We start from the raw sequence: 18,589 nt of genomic DNA, 5'->3' as shown, positions 1-18,589 counted from the left end.
ATGTCCCCCGTCGTGAATCGATCGGCCGAGCCGCGTTCACTTGACTGCTTCGACCAAGGCCATGCCTTCGCCGCGGTAATGGCCGGCGCCGACCACTACGATCTGGGTCGGAGCCTCCTTCATGTCCGCCTCGACGCCCGAGGAGTCGCCCGGTGCGAACAGGGCACCGCGCGAGATCGACAGCGCCGCCAGCGCGAGATCGAGCGCGAAATGCGCCTCCATCGTGTGGCCGAAGCGGGTGCCGCTCGAGCGCACGGCGTAGGATTTGTGATGGTCGAGGAACGCGCGTTCCTCCGACGTCACGGGCTCGGCACCGGTCGCGCCGGTGATGATCGCGCCCGGCGCGTCATGCACGTCCAGCGCCGACCAAAGACGGTCGAGCGTCCCGGTGACGGCACCTGCCTCCTTGCGGCGGGCGCGGTCGGCGACGACCTTGCTGAGCCGCGCCAGCGGCTTGGCGCCGCGGGCCTCGGCATGCGGCTTGGATTCCAGCACCAGGAACGCGCCGGCCGATCCGAGCGCGAAGCCCGGATGGTCCTTGCGGGCCCAGACCGGCTTGAACTCGTTCTTCAGATTGTAGTCGCCGAACTCGTACAGCACGAGCAGATCCTTGCGCTCGCCATTGTGCGAGCCGCCGACCAGAGCGATGTCGCTCTGGCCGCCGGCGATGCGGGCCAAAGCGATCTTGAAGGCGTCGACGCCCGCAACCTCCTCGCCCATGAAGGTGCGCGAGGTGCCGCAGACGCCGTGCGAGATCGCGATGTTGCCGGCAAGCAGGTTGGACAACTGCGCCAGGAACAGGGTCGGGCGCAGGTCGCTCATCAGCCGGTCGTTCAGGAAGCCGGGCGTGCAATTGCCCTGGGCTTCCGCGTTGAGGATCGCGATGTCGACGGAGATGTCGCGCTCGCCGCCGCCCGCGGCGACGATCATGTCCATCCGGGACAGGATGTCCTTGTTGCCCTTGAGGCCGGCGGAATCCAGCGCCAGCCCGGCGGCATAGGTGCCGATGCGCTGCCACGCCTCCATCTGGCGCTGCTCCTTCTTCGGGATCTGCGCTTCCAGATTCACCTTGGCCCAGGGATGCACGATGTAGGGCGCAAAACCCCGCTCGTCGACGTTGATCTGGCCGGAGTTGAGGGCGTCCCAGTTCGCATCGAGTCCCTCGCCAAGCGAGGTCGCAAGACCGATACCGGTGATCCAGACTTCGACGGGATTGGAGGTCACGGCTGTCGTCTCACTCATCGCTGCAGGACCTGTTGCGGAAAGCCGACGCGCTCGGCGACGGCGTCCATGTGTCCGCGCAGCTCCGGATTGGGGAAGGGGACGTGGCTGAAAGTGATCGTCGCGTTCGAGCGCAGCTTGCCGCCGACCTTCACGCGCGCTTCGGTCACGGCGTAGCCGGAGCCCTCGTGCAGCACGTTGGCCTCGACGGTCAGCACCTCGCCCGGCGACACGAAGCCGCGCATCTTGGCTTCCTTCACGGCAGCGAGGAACGGCATCCGCTCGAACTTCATCAGCGCGAGCAGCAGCCAGCCGGACGTCTGGGCCATGGACTCGATCAAGAGAACACCGGGCATGATCGGATAGCCCGGAAAGTGTCCTTCGAAGATCGTGCTCTCGGTGGGAACCTTGGCTTCGACAGTGATGGCCTTCTCGTCCAGTCGGAGGTCAAGAATGCGGTCGATGAGCAGGAAATATTCGATTTGCATGGCGGGCGCTCAGGCGCCCTTGGCGGCGACCAGCTCGTCGATGCGGGCGCACAGGTTCTTCAGCACGAAATACTGCTCGGTGCTGGCTTTGCCGTCGTTGACTTCCTGCGTCCACTTCTCGAGCGGCAGCTTGATCCCGAAGGCCTTGTCGATCGCAAACGCGATGTCGAGGAAATCGAGGCTGTCGATGCCCAGATCGTCGATGGCGTGGCTATCCGGCGTGATCGTGTCGCGCGGGATGTCGCAGGTTTCAGCGATGATCGTGGCGACCTGATCGAATGTTGAGGACATCACTAAGCCTTTGATATTTTGGAGCTAATCCGGTAGGTGGCGACGGGAGGACACCGCGCCCCCGGGGCCGTCTGATGCGAGCCCTTCTACCCCCGCCGCCCGGGAGTCGTGTGCCCGTATATCGGAGCGACGCGGTGAGTTCAATGGAGCCGGACACGGCGGTTGTGGCGGGATTGTGATGCTCCGCCGGTGGAGGCCGAGCGGCGTCCAGCAGGGATCAGGGCGTGTAGGTCTCGGTGATGATGCGGGCGCAGTCGCGCCGTCCGGTCAGCAGGCAGTCCTGGGTCTTGCGCAGGTCGGCAATGCTCATCGCCAGCCAGATGCCGATCGCGGTCAACGCGACCGTGAAGGCGATCGCCGCGATGTTGGCCAGGATGCGGTGACGGAAATCGTCGGGCTCTTCGCGCGGCTGCTCATATCGGGAGAGATCGAGTGTCGGCCGCTCGCGCCGATGCAGCTGAATCGGCGGGCTGCCGCCCTCGGTCACGCGCCGCACCGGACTGCTGCGCGGCCGGAACGGCACCACGCGATGCTCTTCCTCCGCTGCAATGGGGCGCTGGGACTTCATGCCTCGACTCCGATGGTCCTTTTTAGCACGCGGGCCCAACCTCTCACAAAGAAACTTTGCCACAATTGAGCTGCATCAGCAAAACATCTCCCTCCTCGGATGCATCCAATCGGCGCCCGCCCCGCGGGTGATTGGAACCTGCCGCGGCCGGTCCGAACGGCGTCGCAGCTACGGGCAGATGCGCTGGAACGGCTCGGCAGGCGTGGCATAATGCTGATCATCCCCCGGGAGCCCAGGCCATGGCCAATACCCGCGAGCCGCTGCTTCATCCCGTGCCGATCCTGTCGCTGCGCCCGACGCAGATGACCGTCGGCATGCGCGAAGTGAAGGAGAAGCGCGAGCGCTGGCGCGAGCACAAGTCGAAGAAGAAGCAGGCCGAGCTGCTCGGCAAGCACATGATCCCGGTGGTGCTCGGTGCCGACCAGCGGCACTACGTCGTCGACCATCATCACCTCGCCCGCGCGCTCCATGACGAGGGCGTCAAGGACGTGCTGGTCACGGTGATCGGCGATCTGTCGATGGTCGATCGCGAGGCGTTCTGGGGCGTGATGGACAACAAGCGCTGGGCCTATCCTTACGACGCCAAGGGCGAGCGGCGGCATTTCAAGGACCTGCCGAAGACCGTCGCGGATATGAAGGACGATCCGTTCCGCAGCCTGGCCGGCGAGTTGCGCCGCGCCGGCGGCTTTGCCAAGGACACGACGCCGTTCAGCGAGTTCCTATGGGCCGACTTCCTGCGCCGCAAGGTCAAGCGCAAGACGGTCGAGACCCATTTCGCCGCCGCCATGGAGCACGCGCTGGCGGCCGCAAAGAGCCATGACGCCGTCTATCTGCCCGGCTGGTGCGGACCCGCGTCGGACGACTGACTGGCTCACTTCGCCTTGGGCAGCCGCCCCATCAGATAGAACTCGTCGTTGGGCCGCATGCCCGCGACATTTGCCATCCTGTTCGACAACGCGAAGAACGCCGCGATTGCGGCGATGTCCCAGATGTCGTCGTCGCTGAAACCGTGGCCGGCCAGCGCCTTGAAATCGACGTCCCCGACCGTCTGCGCCTCCAGCGCCACCTTCATCGCGAAATCGAGCATCGCCCGCTGCCGCGGCGTGATGTCCGCTTTCCGGTAGTTGATCGCGATCTGGTCGGCGATCAGGGGATTCTTGGCGCGGATGCGCAGGATCGCGCCGTGCGCGATCACGCAATACTGGCACTGGTTGGCGCTCGACGTCGCGACGACGATCATCTCGCGCTCGGCTTTGGTCAGCCCGCCGTCCTTCTCCATCAACGCGTCGTGATACGCAAAGAACGCGCGGAACTCGTCCGGCCGGTGCGCGAGCGTCAGGAACACGTTGGGCACGAAGCCGCTCTTCTCCTGCACGCCGAGCAGCCGGGTGCGGATGTCGTCCGGCAGGGCGTCGATTGCGGGAACGGGAAAGCGGCTGATGGCGGGCTGGGTCATGGCAACGGGTCCGGCATGTGTGGCAGGGGGCGAACCTTAGTGGATCGCGGCGCAGGCGCAACGGTCCAGCTCGGCCCATGACCTCGTCCGTGGCGGAATGCCCGCAACGCCTTCTCGAAGGCGTCGTCGATCGAGATTTGAGAGGGGGCCGCCGCCGTATTTAGCGCAGCGGCTTCTTCAGCAGCGAGAAGCGGTCCGGATCGAGGCCCATCGAGGGCTGCAGCATCGGCGCGTCCAGCGAGGCCGACAGGTTGCCGCGATCTCCGAGGCTGCCGGCGCCGCTGTCGCCGCTCGCAGCGTCGCGGCTCGAGGTCGCTCCGCGCCAGCGCTCCAGCACGGCGCTGACGAAATGCATGTCGTGTCCGGCATTGACCGAGCGGACAGTCGCGATCGTCGCCTCGCTGCGCGGCAATTGATGCAGCGGCACCTCCTTGAAGCGCAGCCGGGTTGGTAGCGCGACGCCTTCGCCGAAGGCCAGCACCTCGCGGGTGCCGAGCGAGGGAACGAAGGAGAGCAGGTTGGCGGCGGCGTCCGACACCGCGGAGCGCAGCAGCGACTGGTCGCGCTCGTTGGCGAGGCGCATCGTGAACAGCGTGTTGCACTGGGAGATGATGGTGGCGTCGAGCTCGGCCGGCCGCTGGGTGATCAGGCCGAGATAGACGCCGTATTTGCGGCCTTCCTTGGCGATGCGCGAGATCGCCTTGCGGGTCGGGCCGAAGCCGATCGAACGGTCTGCGGAGGCGTAGCGGTGGGCTTCCTCGCAGACGAACAGCAGTGGCGAGACGCCGTCGCTCCACAGGCCGAAATCGAACGCCATGCGGCACACGACCGAGACGACGGAATCGACCACCTCGGCCGGGAAGCCGGCGAGCTGCATCACCGTCATCGGCCGGCCGTTGGCCGGCAGGCGGAACAGGTGGCTGATGACCTCGGCCATGGTGTCGCCGCCGACATTGGCGTTGTCGAACATGAAGGCGTAGCGCGGGTCGTTGCGCACGGTCTCGATGCGCGAGATCAGCTTGTGATAGATGATGCGCGAGGAGCGGTTCTCCAGCTTGCCCATGCGCTCGTCGATCAGGTTGATGAGGTCGACGAGGCGGTAGGGCACCGGCGTATCGACGGTGTAGCCGACCATCTTGGGATCGACGCGCTTCAGCCCGATGCGGTCCGTATTCTGGTATTGGGTGTAGATGCCCTTCGCCAGCGGGATGACCTCGGCGAGGATGTCGAGCTCCTCCGGCACGCCCGGCCGGCCGCCGAACAGGACGTCGACGATCTCCTCGAAATTGAACAGCCAGAACGGCAGCTTCAGATTGCGCGGGTTCAAGACCAGCGCGCGCTCGCCGAAGCAGCGGCCATATTCGTTGTGGACGTCGAGCAGGAAGATGCGCAGGTTCGGCCGCGCCTTGAGGATCTCGTTGAGCAGCAGCGACACGCCCGTCGATTTGCCGACGCCGGTCGAACCGAGGACGGCGAAGTGCTTCGACAGCATTTCCTCGACGTTGACACAGGCGCGCACGGAGGTGTCCTGCTGCAGCGCGCCGATGTCGATGTGGTCGCCGGCGGTCGGCGTGTAGATCGTGCGCAGCTCCTCGCTCGTGATCATGTCGACGGCGTCGCCGATGGTCGGGTAGTGGGTGACGCCGCGCTGGAACTTGGGCCGTTCGGCCGGTCCGAGGATCTCGCCCAGCAGGTCCACCGACGCCGTCGCGACGTATTCGCTGGCATGCGACAGGTCTTCGCTGGTGACCTCGGTGATGATCGCAATGATCGTGGCGCTCGGGCAGCGAATGCTGATGAAACGGCCGACTGTGGCGCGGATATCGGAAACGGTCATCTGCTGGGTCGACAGAATGCCGACGCGGGCCTGGGAGCCCCGCACCGAGATCACGCGTCCGAAGGATGTCACGGTCATGAAACCTGTGGTGAATTGTTGAGCTGACACCTTCTCTGCTGGGACTGGAAAATTTGTTAAGCGGGCAATGTTTGTGAACGTGCTGGCGCCCAGCCCGGCGGTCGGAGGGGCGCGCGGAGCGTTGCGAATGCACCTTCTCAATGGCGCCTAACACCTTGCGGCATAAGGCTTTCTGCATCCTTCCCTAAAGCGTCGCTCGAGCCGCTCGGATTAACGTCCGGTTCACCATCTCCAAGGCTCTTCCCGAAAGGCTCTTCAGCTCTGGGCGCGCGGTGCCGAAAGATTGCCGAAAGCCAAGTGGATGGTCCCATGCCGATCCGAACCCGTCCAGCCGCTCAGCGATTTGATCGCAATCAATCTGGAACCGGGGCGTGCCTGCAATATTTTTCCCGTCAAGCGCGAGGGAGCGGATGCCGGCCGATCTCGTCGAACGAAATCGGTCGCGCCCATGCCGTTGCGGACCCGATCCTCGCGTGAAGCAGGAGGATGATGTCATGGCTGAACCTACCAAGCTGCCCGTCAACACCGAGAAAGCAGGTGCGCCATCCATGCAGGGATGGCGGCCGTTCGAGAACCTGCGCCGCGAGATCGATCGCGTGTTCGAGGACTTCCAAGGCGGGATCTGGCGCACGCCGTCGCTGTTCGACCAACTGCCGGGTCTGGCCCGCGCACGGTCGTTTGCCGTGGCGCCGGCGGTCGACGTCGCCGAGCACGACAATGCCTATGAGGTCACGGCTGAGCTACCCGGCCTCGACGAGAAGAACGTCGAGGTGAAGGTTGCGAGCGGCGTGCTCTCGATCAAGGGCGAGAAGCAGGAGGACAAGGAGGAGAAGAGGAAGGACTATTACGTCCGTGAGCGCAGTTTTGGCTCGTTCGAACGCTCCTTCCAGATCCCCGACGGCGTCGACACCGACAAGATCGAGGCCGTGTTCAAGCAGGGCGTGCTCAAGGTCACCCTACCGAAGAAGCCCGAGGTACAGAAGGCCGCCAAGACCATCGACATCAAGGCGGCGTGACCGCATCTCGTGGCTTTCTGTCCCATGATCGTGGGACAGGCGATGGATTGGACGCCGAGGAAGGGCCGCGCGCGCGGCCCTTTTTTTCGCGAAGCTGCAGGGGTAGTCTGCCTCCCAAGCAAACGGTCGGCGATGCCGGACCGGGGAACGACCGGAAGGGAGACGAGAGGATGGGCAAGCTCGCACTGGCGGCCAAGATCACGCATGTGCCGTCGATGTATCTCAGCGAGCTGGATGGTCCGGCCAAGGGCAAGCGACAGTCGGCGATCGACGGTCATATCGAGATCGGCCGGCGCTGCCGCGAGGCCGGCGTCGACACCATCGTCGTGTTCGACACCCATTGGCTGGTCAATGCCGGCTACCACATCAATTGCGCGCCGCATTTCGAGGGGCTCTACACCTCAAACGAGCTGCCGCACTTCATCGCCAACATGACCTATGAATACGACGGCAACCCGGAGCTCGGCCACATCCTCGCCGAGGGCGCCAACGCCCATGGCGTTGCCACCATGGCCCACGATGCGACGTCGCTGGCGCTGGAATACGGCACCTTGGTGCCGATGCGCTACATGAACCCCGACCGCCACTTCAAGGTCGTATCCGTCTCGGCGCTGTGCACCTCGCATTATCTCGCCGACAGCGCCAAGCTCGGCTGGGCGTTCCGCCGCGCGGTCGAGGATCATTACGACGGCACGGTGGCCTTCTTCGCCTCGGGCTCGCTGAGCCACCGCTTCGCCCAGAACGGCACCGCCGACGAATATCGCGACCGGATGTTCAGCCCGTTCCTGGAGCGGCTCGACCACGAGGTGATCCAGATGTGGGAGCACGGCGAGTGGCCGGATTTCTGCGACATGCTGCCGGAATATGCCAGCAAGGGCCATGGCGAGGGCTTCATGCACGATACGGCCATGCTGCTGGGCGCGCTCGGCTGGAACCATTACGACCGCGGCGTCGAGGTGGTGACGCCGTTCTTCCCGTCGTCGGGAACCGGCCAGATCAACGCGGTGTTTCCGGTCTCGCCGATGCCGCATGTGCTCGATGATGTCGGCCGCCCGCGCGCTGCGGCGCTTGCGGGCGGACGGCTGTAGCAGGCGGGGTGTCCTACCAGACGCCCGCACACATCAGCATCTCCGTGATGTCCTCGGGAAGGGCCTGATCGGCCGTCGCCGCCAGCTCGTCCCTTTGCCACCAGCGTTGCGCGGCGACGGCCGCGCGCTCGAGGTCGGTCCAGTGCATCGAAATGATTGCAGCGTGTCCCGACGAAATTGTTGACGAGCAGGAGCTTATGCGTTGGCCAACGAGGCTATGCTTCAGTTCGGATTTGCCATCGGAGTAAAGAAGCGAATATTGCCTGCAGACGGGTCGTAGGTAACCCAGGAATCAGGATTGCCGGAATCATAGACCCAGACCGGCTGCCCCTTTGTCGCGAGGAACCATTGTGCGGCCGGATTCTGCTTCTGGGACGGCTCCTTGAAATCTTCTTTGGCCACAGTGAACTTGTTGGCATAGGAGGAGGCGCGGTTGTTGAACGCCGTAAGGTCGCCGCTACGCAAATAGGACCATCCTTCGACCTCGGCCGCTGATTTCTGCAGGGCAATGAGGGTCGGATCGTTCTGCGGCAGGGTGTTTGCGGCTGCGACCGCAATGTAATTCGAGCCGGTGATGGCGTCCTGGTATTGGCCGGCGACGTAGGACGAATTGGCGGCATCGGCGATCCAGGTCAGCTGTTGCTTCTTGTCCTCCGTCGTCGCTGCGGCAACGGCGTAGAGTCGAGCACGTTCTCCGGCGTCGAAGGAATTGACAGCCAGTATGGCGATATCGGCTGGCTTGGCACCGGCAGCAGCCAGAGCCCGCTTGTTGATGTCGATCGCGAGCTTGTCGTCGCTGTGCGACCAGTTCTTAGGATCCGAGGACACCGGAATCCATGATCGCGTCGCGGCGGTTTCTGCAGCCAGCAGCGAGGCATATCGGGCCTCCGCGCGTGCCGTCTGGAGATCGGCCCGCTTCGCCGCGGAGATGTAGAGGTCGTCGATCATGCTGAGCACGGGCTTGCTGCTGATGATCTTGGTATGGTCCTCCTGAACCTCGATGGTCTGGCGCGTGCTGCTGACCAGCATGCTCTGCGCGCTGTAGACGGGGACGGTGCCGTCGCCCTGGACGATCTTCGTGCCGTCGATCCGATCGGCCTTGCCGCTACGCAGGTGGAACCAGCCATAGGTGCGATCGGTCTTTTCCCGACCAAAGAAATACGACACGTCGGCAATGCTGGCCGGATCGAAATCGGCGATTTCGCACAGCACCTGCTCGGCGTTCTTCAGCATCGGCGCGAGCTCCCTGTCGTAATAGCTGTTTCGGACCGCGGGCAGACCGATCCGCTGCAGCAGATCGTATTTGCGCCAGGTCTCGACGTCGAACAGGTTGACCGGTTTGTCGTTGTCGCTCGCGACCGGCACCCCCGCTCTGCTCAGCGCAGGCTTTTGCCGGAGGCAATATTCGCTGCTGCGGATCGGCAGCAGCTCGTAGAGGCTCGGGAATGAGATGCCCGCCGCATTGATCGAATCCAGCAAATAGTTGCGCTCCCACCAGCCGAGGTAACGCTTCAGCCCGGTCAGCTCATCGAACAGGATGTTGTAGCCATCGACGACGGCCTTGATCGCCTTGGGTGATCCGAGATGCGGGGTTGCAACGAACACGATCTGCGACACCTCGGGCAGGCTGCCGTTGCTGCAGGGCTGCTTGGCGTAGCGGGCGGCCCAGATCTTGGTCATCAGTCCGCCCATGCTGTGAGCGATGATCACGATCGGCGACTTTGCCGCGCCAACTCGGATGTCGCAGATGCGGTCGCGCAGCAGCGTGGCGTTCGAGGCGTTGGAGAGCCGCCAGTCATACGAGAATACAGTGACGAGCGGGTCGCCGGAGGTGTCAGGTCCGATCGTGCCGGCCTTCTGGCGAAGATGGTCGACGATCCCGCCATAGATGTCGCTGAACAGCAAGGTTTCGACGACGTCGGTCTGATAGCGGCGATCCGCCTTCAGGCTCAGATCGACATCGCTTCGCGTAATCGCGCCGGCCGTCCCCCAGATGTCGCGGCACTGGCTGCCATCGGCGCGACATTCGGCGATCTTCGAGCCGAGGATGCCCGGAACGAACAGGACCCGCGGGGCGGTCTGCCGTCGGATCTCGCGGCGCTTGGCATAGAACTCGTCACGGGTCTGCTGCGGGATGTCCTTGATGATCGCGCTTCCCGGAACCTCTGGCTCCGGCGCGGCCTGCCCACGGCAAGCGCTCGCAACAGCAAGCGTGAGAATGACAGCGATGACAAACCTGGCCGGAAGCATCGGCGATCTCCATTGAGATTGATCGCAACACATGCGTGTCTCATGGCGGGATGAGACTGGTGGTATAGGATATCAACAACTCATGATAGCAACGAACCGTCAGGCCGTCACGACAGGTTTTCAGGTGCAGCCGCCCGCCTCGATGAATGACCAGGTGCTGCTCGAGCCCGCTTCGATGCGGCCGACATCCTTGCCAAGGATGCGGATGCACAAGGCTTTGCCGGGACCGCCTCCGGCCGGTTGAACTTCATTACGACGGGAGCGACCAATGCGAGAGGAATCCGAGGCCGGTTGACCGCATGACGCAGACGAAAATTCTGTTGCTGACGGCGCTGCTCGCGGCGCCGAGCGTGGCCGCTGCGCAGGCGCTTCATCGCGAAGCCTGCAACGTCGAGGTCGACATCGCCGACCGCGATCCGAACGGCGCCAATGTCCGCGCGGAGCCGGGCGGCAGCATCATCAAGGCGCTGAAGAATCCGACCAGCGACGGCTGGATCGTCGTGCACCTGACCGCGCAGCAGGGCGACTGGTTCGAGATCGACCGGGCCGAGCTGAACGACGTCGATCAGGGCAAGGAGAGCGTGATCTTTCAGGGCAGGGGCTTCGTGCATCGGAGCGTGGTGGGCGTCGGCGGCCTGCAGAACGGTGCGGTGATCTATCGCGACCATGCCACCTCGAGCCCGAAGCTCGATCCGCATGCGAACGGCGACCAGGCTGTCGAACTGCTCGGCTGCTTCGGCGACTTCGCCAAGATCCGCATGAAGAAAGGCATCGGCTGGACCCGGCAGCTCTGCACCAACATGGTGACGACCTGCTCGTGAGCGGCCGCGTCCGCCGCCGGCGGAAGCGGATCAAACCCCTCAGGCCGCGTGCTGCCGGTGCCGCGACAACCGCTCGCGCTCGCGCCGGCACTTGGCCGCGAATTGGCGCAGCCGCTCGATCGTCAGCGTGTCCGTGATGCTCCGCTCGAGCCGCTCGGCCCGCTCAATCTGGTCGTCGAGGTCCGTCAGCTTGGTCATGTCCCGTCTCCCTGGCCAGACAATTTGAAGCAAATTGCATCGTTCCGGCCGGATGAGGATCGTGGTGAATGACGGGTTAATTCCGTGATCGGGCGCACGCTGGCAGGATCGTGCCGGCGAGCCGACGATGATCGGCGGGACTGCGTCATCGATGCACCGCAAGCGTCGGCATGGGTCGAACGGCGCACGGGCGCGACGCTGTGCCGGCCGGACGAGGTCTGATTCAAGCGCTAGCCGGTCGTCGCTCGTGCGCAATAGTCACGCCAGAACGTCCGGTATCCCTGTTCCACATGCTGCGTGTAGAGCGCGCCGTTTCCGGCGGCTGAATTCAACACCCTGGCGGGCAGCTCGGCACGGAGCGCGGCAAGCTCGCCGGGCCGCGAGCAGAATTTCAGCGCTGTCGCGAGATAGCCCTCGTCGTCATCGGCGACCCACGCATCGAGGCCGACTGCCTTGACGATCGCGCCGCCCGCCCGTGCCGAGGGGCTGCTGCCGAGCTTGGTGACGACAGGCACGCCCATCTGCAGTGACTCCCACGTCGATATGCCGCCATTTTGCGGGAACGGATCGAGTGCGATGTCGATATCGGCGAACGTCGCAAGATGCTCCTCGCGCGATGTCTTTCCGACGCAACGGAGGCGTTCCGCGGCGATGCCGTGGGCGACGAAGCGGGCGATCAATCGGTCGCGCAGCAGGGGATCGCTCATCGCATGGTTCTTGACGACGATCATAGAGCCCGGCGTCGCAGCCATCAGCTTCGACCATAGAGCCAGAGTGGGCTCCGAAAACTTGTCGGCGCGATTGAATGAGCCGAAGGTGACGTGACCGTTGCGAAGCATGGGCAGCGGCGACGGTGGAATTGGAGGCGGCGGTTCGATCGTGATCAGCGACGGCAGGTCGTAGATCCTTTCGGCAAACAGATTCCGGACCGCGGCCGGGATCGTCACCGCATCGGCCAGCAGATAGTCCATCACTGGCAGCCCCGTGCCGGTGACGCTGCCGACGGCGGAGACCTGGATCGGGGCGGGCTTGCGCGCAAACAAGGTGAGCCGATGGCCGGCGGAATGCCCTGAGAGGTCGACGAGGATGTCGACCCTGTCGGCCCGGATCTGCTCGGCGAGCCTCTCGTCGGTCAACTGCCAGGCGTCGACCCAGCGATCGACCAGCGAACGGCACAACTCCGTCTTGGCGTCCTTTGCCGGCGAACAGGAATAGGCGATGATTTCGAACTTGGCACGGTCGTGATGGCGCAGGATCGGCAGGAAGCCGAGAGCCGCCGAATGCTCGCGGAAATCGGAGGAGACGTAGCCCACGACAAGCTGCCGATCGGGGTCGAGATCTCGCCCACCGAGTTGGACACGGGGCAATCGCGAGCCGATCGCTTCCCACCAATATCTCCGTTCTGCCTGGAGACGTTCGACTCCGATCTCGGGCAGGAAATCCAGCGCGAAGATCTTCTTGGTGATCGCGTCCTCGTAGTTCGGGTTGATCGCGAGCGCGCGGTCGTAATCTGAGATCGCCGTGGCGATGTCGCCTTGCATCGCAGAGCAGACCCCGAGCAGGGTCCAGGCGCTCTCCTGCTTCGGGTTCTGCGCCAGGATCTTGTCGACGAACGAGATCGCCAGGGCGATGTTGCCGCGCACAAGCGAAACCGTGGCTTTGCCGCGCAGGGCGTCTTCCAGCAACGGTTCGAGGACCAGTGCCGCGTCAAAATCGGCTTCCGCCTCGTCGAACTTGCCCTGCTCCTGATAGGCCCGCCCGCGCTGGGCGAGGGCAGGGGCCGCATTCGGATTGATGGCCAGCGCCGCAGTCAGCGCCGCCAGTGCAGCATCGAAATTCCGCAGGTTCATGCTGACCAGGCCCTTGCCGAACAGGGCCGTCAGCAACCGCGGCTGCAGTGCAAGCGCGCGATCGAAGCTCTGGCCGGCGTCCTCGTACCGGCCCGTGAGCAGCAGCGCCATTCCGCGATTGGCGTGGGCGTCGCCATAGCCGGGCTTCAGCGCGACGGCGCGGTCATGCGCAGCAATCGCCTCCTCGAAACGCGAGAGGCTCATCAGCGTAGTGCCGAGATTGGTGAGCGCGGCCGGGAAGTTCGGCTGGAGTTCGACGGCGCGTTCGTAACGAGCGCGGGCCTCCTGATAGCGGCCGAGCCGGAATAACGAGAGACCAAGATCGGACTGGGCTCCGGCCGAGCGCGGGTCGATCTCGACCGCGCGTGTCAGGACGAGCACCGCCTGGTCGAAACGGCCGCAATCCCGCTCGGACACGCCGAGCAGATGCAGGGCGCCGAAATGCTGCGGCAGGTCCTGCAGGATCTGCTGGCACAGTGCCTGAGCCTCCGGATGCCGGCCTTCGCGGTAGGCCTTGACCGCCGCCGGCAACAGCACGTCCGCCTGTTTCTTGGCGCGCTTCTGCAGCCTTGCGTTTTGAAAGGCGCGGGAGCCAACGCTGCTCTGCAAGTGCAATCCTCCGGGGAGCGCTTCATCGCTCGCAATGGTTGTTTTGTTTTCGTCGATTCGCAATCGGGAGGACTGCGTTCCCGGCAATTCGGCGCCGGGTCAGGCGATGTCGACCATCCGCCGTCGCAAGCATCGCGCTGGAGGATCTGGAAGAACAGGGCACCGCTGCGATCGAGAGAGCTCTCCGGGGACGAAGTGCGCGGAGACGTCGAGGTGCAGTGACGGGACGAAGTGTGCGCGACGACGGGGGAACGCTTCGTTCGCGAGTCGAAACCGGCTGACTTCAAAAATAAAAATAGTGGGTCAGCGCCGAAATGGCTGGGGAACCTGGATTCGAACCAAGACAAACAGAGTCAGAGTCTGTTGTGCTACCGTTACACCATTCCCCACCGAAGTCACTGATGTTGCAGTGATTTTTTCGGAAGTTTTGCAATCAGAGCCAGAAGTTTTGCAAACCCGGCGATCGCTGACGGTCATATAGCTGCGTCGGCGTTCGCGGTCTAGCCCTTTGCATGATGTGGAGATCCCTTATCCCGAACGTTATCGGGATGGCTTCGCTCACTAGAGCGTGTATCTTTCCGCCTCTTCAACAAGGAGGAAGGCGGATGAGCGATCCGGCTGTGGTGCACATTGGAGAGAATTCCCCCGAGGAGGTGGCCTTCAAGCTATTGCGCGTGATCGGCGCTGCCGAAGGGAAGGCACTGGCCAGCCCCACTCCGCAAGCAGACCGTGAGTGGATATTGAAAACATACGCCCAATGTCTCTTGACCGTTAATGCTCCGGGTAATGTCATGCTCCACTTGGAAGCGCTCAAGCCTTGACAATCTGCAGCCGCCGCTGGCCGTCGGCGCCGATCTTCATCTGATCCTTGAACCGCATGTAGTGTTCGACGTTCTGTCGGGACATTCCGATATCATTGGCGATCTGGTCGACCTCGTAGCCCTGCTCGGCGCGGGCCAGGATGCCGGTGCCGCGCAGGCCATGGATCGTGGGGTGGTCGGCGTCCTCGGGATCGATGTCCCACTCGTATTTCTTGATCTGGCCGGCGACCCATTCCTTCCACCGGCGGCAGAGCTGCTTGCCTTCCGATGTGCCGTCCAGCCAGCGGCCCCATCGTGCCCGCAGGCCGTCCGGGGTGTATTGCGCGCCCTTCGGCGAATAGAGGTAGAGGTCTTCGCGGAAGCGCTCGATCGGCTTGAGCCAGCGCGTGTTCGTGAAGGTCATGGGCGTTTCGGCCCAGCGGTCGATCTCGATCGCGTCGACTGCTGCAAGCGGAATGTGGAACGCGCGGCGGCGCTTCCGGGTCTTCTTGGGCCGGCACCAGAGCCCGTTGCGGTCGCGATGCTCCGGCCCCATGCGGATCAGATCGCTGCCGCGCTGGCATGTCATGATGCCGAGCCGCGTCATCCGGACCAGGTCCGGCCAGGCGTGCGCGCGGACGTCATCGACGATCCAGTCGGGCCATGGCACATGGCCGCGGTCGGGAATGTCGAAGTCTCGGACCTTTTCGAAGGGGTTTGCTTCCGCAAGGCCGAGCGGGATCGCCCAATCGAAGATGGTCCGTCCGACCGACAGCATCTGGTTCGCCATGACCGGCGTGGCTTTCATCGCGTCGCGCGCTGTCTGCACGACGAACGGGGTCAGATCCCGCACGCGCGCCGCGCCTTGCTCCTCCATTCGGCGCATCGTCACTTCGTAGTTCGTGCGGGTGCCGTCGGCGAGGCGCTTGAACTCGTCGCTGGCGCGATAGCGCGAGATCAGATCGCCGATCGATCCCGCGGGAAACGCCGTCCGAACGGAGGCCTGGCGCCGTTCAACCTCGGTCCAGAACGCTCGCGGCTCGGTCTCGGCGTTCGGCAGCTTGATGCGCTCACCTTCGCGGTCGGTGCCGCGTCCGGGATTCCAGTAGTAGTAGGTGTAGGCCTTGCCGTTCTTCTTGCGAACGGTGACCTTTTCGACACCCTCAGGCAGCGCCACTCCGCTTTCCCTTCTTCTTGCCAAAGCTCGCTGCCCACTGCATGGCGTCGACGACGGGTGCCGCCGTATCGGTGCCGCGTAGTCTACGATCGACGTCCTCCCAGCGCCAGCGGGGCGTTCCCACCGGGAACGAGGGGGAGGGCGGCGGCAGACGGCCGTCCTTGACCCATTGATCCCAGGTGGCCGGCGAGACCAGCAGCTCGGCCGCGCCCGTTTCTCTCGTGACGTAGGCCGGAGTCCGATCACCCCGGAGCAGGTTGTCTGTCTTGCGGATCGTCATTCCGCGGTCCTCATCGAACGAGTTCCTGCGCCAGCGACTCCGCGAGCTTGACGATCGTCAAGCAGATGCTCTCAGGGATCTGAGCAAACGCCCTGGCGATGCGCACGCCTTCCGACGAGGTGATGAACGTATCCAAGACGGTATCGTCCGGCGCGGCGTCCTTGGCCGCGAACAGGAAGGGAAGATCGACCTGCAGCGCGGCGGCGATGGCAGCGAGCCGTGATCCGCGGATGCCGTTGATGCCCTTCTCGTACTTCTGGATCTGCTGAAACGTGACACCGACCGCGTTCGCCAGATCGGTCTGACTCATGCCGAGTTCGAGGCGGCGCATGCGGATGCGCCTGCCGATCTTCGCATCAGTCTCGGTCGTTGAACGTGGCTTCTTGGTGGAGGCGCTTTTTGGCATCGCTGTCTCTCGATGTGGTGGTTGGGATCGGCTTATCGTTCGCGCGTGGCGGATTGCTCCGCGGCGGTCGCGGTGACCTCGGACGGCGGCCCGGCAAGCCACGTGCTGGCGAGCGCGATCGCCTCGGCGTGCAGCACATGGACGTCGATGAGGTTGTGCCCTCTCGCGAGCAGCAGCCGACGTGAATCTCCGGCGTCGCTGCATTCGCGCGCTGCGTAGAGGTCACGTGCCATGTTCTCGAGTGCGGCCCGGCGTCGCGCCTCGGCACCCATCAAAGGGCCGTCGATCAGAAAGGTGAGCTTGGCGCGGGCGGCCCCGTGCGCGCTGCGGTCGGCCGGACGAATTTCCGCCGAGGGCAAATTGATTAACCCGGTCCTCGATTGTTGCGGACTATCCCCGCAATCCCCTGGCGATCGATGTTGTTCGAGGTCAACACGATCAAAAACGACATTGGGCCCCGATGTAATCAAAATTTTCACCTCAAGCCGCTTGCTTGTCGATTACACCTTGCGTGTAACAAACTATCGTAATTACACGCAAGGTGTATTTATGCCTGAGGATATGGAAATGCTGAAAAAGTTGGTTGCTACAACTGACAATGTGCGCCGATCTGCGATGCAGATTGCCGTACAACTGCCTGAAAATGTTGATGAAGCGCGCGCAACCCTGGCGGAGGCGCAAGACCTGCTGGAGAACTTTCTGGTGCGTGTGCCGCCGGAGACCGCGCAACTCGGCGAGAGCGATCAGGTGGTGTCGCCCCCGGCGGCAAGAACCTCCGTCGCCGGCGCAAGCTGCAGCGGGGCGTTGTCTCCCTTAGGGGCAGGAAGGTCCGCATTGGCAACGGTCGCGCTGATGGCCGCCTTTACGCCGGCGGCCATGGGTCTGGCCTGGCTTGCGGGTGTCGCAGCCGTTTCTGGATGGATGTTTTCGGCAGGTATTATCTTGACGTCGCTGGTATTTGGGTCTGGTTGCGGCGCCGTCTTCGCGGTGTGCGCTGCTATTGCGCACGGCTACATCCTTGCGGCCTTGTCCAGTGGATTCAGCTTTCCCGGCGCTGCCGAGGTTGTTGCAACGGTAGGCTTCTTTGGTCTCGCTCTGGTCCTGCCGCCGCTCGTGCGCCGCTTGGAGGCCCTTCGGCTCTGGATTAGTTCTTTCGGTCGATCTGTTCCTGCAGGCCGTTGATGATGTTGACCGGAAGGCCGGCGGCGATGCCGCGATAGATCCAATCTAACGAAACGCCGGTTACTTTGCAGACACGAAGGGCTTGGTCGAGGGAGATCCGTCGCAAGCCCCGTTCATAATTGTTCCAGGCCTGCTGCTGAATGCCGACCAAGCGACAGAACATCGCTTGGTTGAGCTTCATGGCCTCGCGGGTGCGGCGTAGTCGCCGGCCGATTTCAACGATTTCGTCTGCCATCTTGTTGGGAAAGATGCTCAAAATGCCGGACATTGCATAACAACCGTTGGTACGATTTTGAAATTACACGTGGTGTGTAGTATTTTGAGGGCATGCTTGATTCGCCCCCCAAACAGCTCCATTCGGCGGCCGAAGTCATCGACGCGCTGGGAGGTACCCGCAAGGCGGCCCTTCTTGCGGGCTATAGCCGCCAAAATCCGATTACGAACGCCCGCGCTCGAGGGAACCTTCCCTATTCGACGTTCCTGATTTTCTCCCGTGCGCTAGCAGAACGTGGGCTCGCGGCATCTCCAGCCCTCTGGGGTATCAAGCCCGCTCCCTCCGAGGGGGAGAGGCGCGATGGCCAATAGCCTAGCATTGGAGCCGGCCTCAAAAAGGCGAAACCGCGCCGATGCGGGTCAAATCCCGCAGGAATGCGGGTGGTTCTTGCCTGTCGCCCTGGAGCTGAAGCGGATTTTCGGCCGCAAGTGCCCGCGCGAGATCGTGGCACGGACGGGATGCGACATCTCGACGGCCGAGCGTTGGCTCGGTGGCCACACCTCGCCGAGCGGCGAAGCGTTGGCGCGGCTGCTGCGCTCCGACATCGGCGACCGCGTGCATGACGCCTTGATCGAGGGCGTGCAGGCGCCCTGGGCCAAGAGCGTGCGCAGCGTGCGCGAGATCGCGCGGCTTCGTCAGCAACAGAACGACACGGCGCGGCGGCTGGCTGCGCTCGAAAGCAATCTCAGGGAAGGGTGA

The 18,589-nt window shown here is 63.8% G+C and carries 22 protein-coding genes and 1 tRNA gene; 7 read left to right on the top strand and 16 right to left on the bottom strand.

Annotated elements, in window-relative coordinates:
- Positions 1 to 36: 36 nt before the first annotated feature.
- The 4 genes from QW881_RS14435 to QW881_RS14420 form a co-directional block, all read right to left on the bottom strand.
- Positions 37 to 1,242 carry a beta-ketoacyl-ACP synthase gene (locus QW881_RS14435; RefSeq protein WP_316158504.1) on the bottom strand — a complete coding sequence of 402 codons (1,206 nt, stop codon included), beginning with the start codon at positions 1,240 to 1,242 and terminating at the stop codon, positions 37 to 39.
- Complete coding sequence (locus QW881_RS14430; protein ID WP_315739678.1) at positions 1,239 to 1,709, bottom strand: 3-hydroxyacyl-ACP dehydratase FabZ family protein; 471 nt, start codon at positions 1,707 to 1,709, stop codon at positions 1,239 to 1,241. The genes QW881_RS14435 and QW881_RS14430 overlap by 4 nt, the downstream gene beginning before the upstream one ends.
- A 9-nt stretch (positions 1,710 to 1,718) precedes the next feature.
- Positions 1,719 to 2,000: an acyl carrier protein gene (locus QW881_RS14425; RefSeq protein ID WP_006609130.1), complete on the bottom strand. Its 282-nt coding sequence runs from the start codon at positions 1,998 to 2,000 to the stop codon at positions 1,719 to 1,721.
- Positions 2,001 to 2,217: 217 nt separating this feature from the next.
- The gene (locus QW881_RS14420) at positions 2,218 to 2,568 is read right to left on the bottom strand and encodes a hypothetical protein (RefSeq protein ID WP_315739679.1); all 351 of its coding nucleotides are present in this window, start codon (positions 2,566 to 2,568) and stop codon (positions 2,218 to 2,220) included.
- 239 nt (positions 2,569 to 2,807) lie between these two features.
- Here QW881_RS14420 and QW881_RS14415 point away from each other — a divergent pair, with 239 nt between their 5' ends.
- Positions 2,808 to 3,434: a ParB-like protein gene (locus tag QW881_RS14415; protein WP_315758921.1), complete on the top strand. Its 627-nt coding sequence runs from the start codon at positions 2,808 to 2,810 to the stop codon at positions 3,432 to 3,434.
- Between the two features lie 5 nt (positions 3,435 to 3,439).
- On the opposite strand, the gene QW881_RS14410 is transcribed toward QW881_RS14415, so the two are convergent.
- Entirely contained in the window at positions 3,440 to 4,024 is a 585-nt protein-coding gene (locus QW881_RS14410) for a peroxidase-related enzyme (protein ID WP_316158503.1), read from the bottom strand.
- A 160-nt stretch (positions 4,025 to 4,184) separates the two neighbouring features.
- A complete protein-coding gene (locus QW881_RS14405; RefSeq protein WP_315739682.1) occupies positions 4,185 to 5,939 on the bottom strand; it encodes an ATP-binding protein in 1,755 nt (584 codons plus the stop codon).
- Positions 5,940 to 6,433: 494 nt separating this feature from the next.
- Between QW881_RS14405 and QW881_RS14400 the strand changes: the two genes are divergently transcribed.
- On the top strand, positions 6,434 to 6,955 hold the full coding sequence (locus QW881_RS14400) for an Hsp20/alpha crystallin family protein (protein ID WP_315758918.1): 522 nt from the start codon (positions 6,434 to 6,436) through the stop codon (positions 6,953 to 6,955).
- Positions 6,956 to 7,125: 170 nt separating this feature from the next.
- Entirely contained in the window at positions 7,126 to 8,043 is a 918-nt protein-coding gene (hpaD, locus tag QW881_RS14395) for a 3,4-dihydroxyphenylacetate 2,3-dioxygenase (RefSeq protein WP_315714484.1), read from the top strand.
- Positions 8,044 to 8,056: 13 nt separating this feature from the next.
- On the opposite strand, the gene QW881_RS14390 is transcribed toward hpaD, so the two are convergent.
- Both QW881_RS14390 and QW881_RS14385 read right to left on the bottom strand, forming a co-directional pair.
- Positions 8,057 to 8,191: a hypothetical protein gene (locus QW881_RS14390; RefSeq protein WP_315758917.1), complete on the bottom strand. Its 135-nt coding sequence runs from the start codon at positions 8,189 to 8,191 to the stop codon at positions 8,057 to 8,059.
- A 74-nt stretch (positions 8,192 to 8,265) separates the two neighbouring features.
- On the bottom strand, positions 8,266 to 10,293 hold the full coding sequence (locus QW881_RS14385; RefSeq protein WP_315758916.1) for a lipase/acyltransferase domain-containing protein: 2,028 nt from the start codon (positions 10,291 to 10,293) through the stop codon (positions 8,266 to 8,268).
- Positions 10,294 to 10,592: 299 nt separating this feature from the next.
- Between QW881_RS14385 and QW881_RS14380 the strand changes: the two genes are divergently transcribed.
- Positions 10,593 to 11,114, top strand: a complete 522-nt coding sequence (locus tag QW881_RS14380; RefSeq protein WP_315758915.1) for a hypothetical protein — start codon at positions 10,593 to 10,595, stop codon at positions 11,112 to 11,114.
- A gap of 39 nt (positions 11,115 to 11,153) precedes the next feature.
- Here the strand turns inward: QW881_RS14380 and QW881_RS14375 are convergent, their stop codons facing one another.
- The 3 genes from QW881_RS14375 to QW881_RS14365 form a co-directional block, all read right to left on the bottom strand.
- Positions 11,154 to 11,312, bottom strand: a complete 159-nt coding sequence (locus QW881_RS14375) for a hypothetical protein (RefSeq protein ID WP_315739687.1) — start codon at positions 11,310 to 11,312, stop codon at positions 11,154 to 11,156.
- A gap of 230 nt (positions 11,313 to 11,542) precedes the next feature.
- Positions 11,543 to 13,771, bottom strand: a complete 2,229-nt coding sequence (locus tag QW881_RS14370) for a tetratricopeptide repeat protein (RefSeq protein WP_315758914.1) — start codon at positions 13,769 to 13,771, stop codon at positions 11,543 to 11,545.
- 315 nt (positions 13,772 to 14,086) lie between these two features.
- Positions 14,087 to 14,160: transfer RNA gene (locus tag QW881_RS14365), tRNA-Gln, on the bottom strand.
- A gap of 216 nt (positions 14,161 to 14,376) precedes the next feature.
- Here QW881_RS14365 and QW881_RS14360 point away from each other — a divergent pair.
- Positions 14,377 to 14,592, top strand: a complete 216-nt coding sequence (locus tag QW881_RS14360; RefSeq protein ID WP_316158502.1) for a hypothetical protein — start codon at positions 14,377 to 14,379, stop codon at positions 14,590 to 14,592.
- On the opposite strand, the gene QW881_RS14355 is transcribed toward QW881_RS14360, so the two are convergent.
- From QW881_RS14355 to QW881_RS14340, 4 genes are read right to left on the bottom strand one after another with little or no spacing between them, the layout of a single operon-like run.
- Positions 14,582 to 15,748, bottom strand: a complete 1,167-nt coding sequence (locus QW881_RS14355; RefSeq protein WP_316158501.1) for a hypothetical protein — start codon at positions 15,746 to 15,748, stop codon at positions 14,582 to 14,584. The genes QW881_RS14360 and QW881_RS14355 overlap by 11 nt on opposite strands.
- Positions 15,735 to 16,028 carry a hypothetical protein gene (locus tag QW881_RS14350; RefSeq protein WP_316158500.1) on the bottom strand — a complete coding sequence of 98 codons (294 nt, stop codon included), beginning with the start codon at positions 16,026 to 16,028 and terminating at the stop codon, positions 15,735 to 15,737. The genes QW881_RS14355 and QW881_RS14350 overlap by 14 nt, the downstream gene beginning before the upstream one ends.
- Before the next feature lie 10 nt (positions 16,029 to 16,038).
- On the bottom strand, positions 16,039 to 16,434 hold the full coding sequence (locus tag QW881_RS14345; protein WP_316158499.1) for a helix-turn-helix transcriptional regulator: 396 nt from the start codon (positions 16,432 to 16,434) through the stop codon (positions 16,039 to 16,041).
- 32 nt (positions 16,435 to 16,466) lie between these two features.
- The gene (locus QW881_RS14340; RefSeq protein ID WP_316158498.1) at positions 16,467 to 16,793 is read right to left on the bottom strand and encodes a hypothetical protein; all 327 of its coding nucleotides are present in this window, start codon (positions 16,791 to 16,793) and stop codon (positions 16,467 to 16,469) included.
- Between the two features lie 91 nt (positions 16,794 to 16,884).
- Here QW881_RS14340 and QW881_RS14335 point away from each other — a divergent pair, with 91 nt between their 5' ends.
- Positions 16,885 to 17,616, top strand: a complete 732-nt coding sequence (locus QW881_RS14335; protein ID WP_316158497.1) for a hypothetical protein — start codon at positions 16,885 to 16,887, stop codon at positions 17,614 to 17,616.
- Here QW881_RS14335 and QW881_RS14330 read toward each other — a convergent pair.
- A complete protein-coding gene (locus QW881_RS14330; RefSeq protein ID WP_316158496.1) occupies positions 17,579 to 17,884 on the bottom strand; it encodes a helix-turn-helix transcriptional regulator in 306 nt (101 codons plus the stop codon). The genes QW881_RS14335 and QW881_RS14330 overlap by 38 nt on opposite strands.
- 393 nt (positions 17,885 to 18,277) lie before the next feature.
- Between QW881_RS14330 and QW881_RS14325 the strand changes: the two genes are divergently transcribed.
- Entirely contained in the window at positions 18,278 to 18,589 is a 312-nt protein-coding gene (locus QW881_RS14325) for a hypothetical protein (RefSeq protein WP_316158495.1), read from the top strand.

This window comes from Bradyrhizobium sp. SZCCHNS3016, assembly GCF_032484535.1.
In the GTDB taxonomy this organism is placed as follows: Bacteria; Pseudomonadota; Alphaproteobacteria; order Rhizobiales; family Xanthobacteraceae; genus Bradyrhizobium.
The sequence above is the reverse complement of the archived record's forward strand: the minus strand, read 5'-3'. Positions and strand labels throughout refer to the sequence as shown.

Excerpts from the sequence above, each read along its gene's own strand:
- QW881_RS14435 (WP_316158504.1), bottom strand. The coding sequence starts at position 1,242 with ATGAGTGAGACGACAGCCGTGACCTCCAATCCCGTCGAAGTCTGGATC.
- QW881_RS14430 (WP_315739678.1), bottom strand. The coding sequence starts at position 1,709 with ATGCAAATCGAATATTTCCTGCTCATCGACCGCATTCTTGACCTCCGA.
- QW881_RS14425 (WP_006609130.1), bottom strand. The coding sequence starts at position 2,000 with ATGTCCTCAACATTCGATCAGGTCGCCACGATCATCGCTGAAACCTGC.
- QW881_RS14420 (WP_315739679.1), bottom strand. The coding sequence starts at position 2,568 with ATGAAGTCCCAGCGCCCCATTGCAGCGGAGGAAGAGCATCGCGTGGTG.
- QW881_RS14415 (WP_315758921.1), top strand. The coding sequence starts at position 2,808 with ATGGCCAATACCCGCGAGCCGCTGCTTCATCCCGTGCCGATCCTGTCG.
- QW881_RS14410 (WP_316158503.1), bottom strand. The coding sequence starts at position 4,024 with ATGACCCAGCCCGCCATCAGCCGCTTTCCCGTTCCCGCAATCGACGCC.
- QW881_RS14405 (WP_315739682.1), bottom strand. The coding sequence starts at position 5,939 with ATGACCGTGACATCCTTCGGACGCGTGATCTCGGTGCGGGGCTCCCAG.
- QW881_RS14400 (WP_315758918.1), top strand. The coding sequence starts at position 6,434 with ATGGCTGAACCTACCAAGCTGCCCGTCAACACCGAGAAAGCAGGTGCG.
- hpaD (WP_315714484.1), top strand. The coding sequence starts at position 7,126 with ATGGGCAAGCTCGCACTGGCGGCCAAGATCACGCATGTGCCGTCGATG.
- QW881_RS14390 (WP_315758917.1), bottom strand. The coding sequence starts at position 8,191 with ATGCACTGGACCGACCTCGAGCGCGCGGCCGTCGCCGCGCAACGCTGG.
- QW881_RS14385 (WP_315758916.1), bottom strand. The coding sequence starts at position 10,293 with ATGCTTCCGGCCAGGTTTGTCATCGCTGTCATTCTCACGCTTGCTGTT.
- QW881_RS14380 (WP_315758915.1), top strand. The coding sequence starts at position 10,593 with ATGACGCAGACGAAAATTCTGTTGCTGACGGCGCTGCTCGCGGCGCCG.
- QW881_RS14375 (WP_315739687.1), bottom strand. The coding sequence starts at position 11,312 with ATGACCAAGCTGACGGACCTCGACGACCAGATTGAGCGGGCCGAGCGG.
- QW881_RS14360 (WP_316158502.1), top strand. The coding sequence starts at position 14,377 with ATGAGCGATCCGGCTGTGGTGCACATTGGAGAGAATTCCCCCGAGGAG.
- QW881_RS14350 (WP_316158500.1), bottom strand. The coding sequence starts at position 16,028 with ATGACGATCCGCAAGACAGACAACCTGCTCCGGGGTGATCGGACTCCG.
- QW881_RS14345 (WP_316158499.1), bottom strand. The coding sequence starts at position 16,434 with ATGCCAAAAAGCGCCTCCACCAAGAAGCCACGTTCAACGACCGAGACT.
- QW881_RS14330 (WP_316158496.1), bottom strand. The coding sequence starts at position 17,884 with ATGTCCGGCATTTTGAGCATCTTTCCCAACAAGATGGCAGACGAAATC.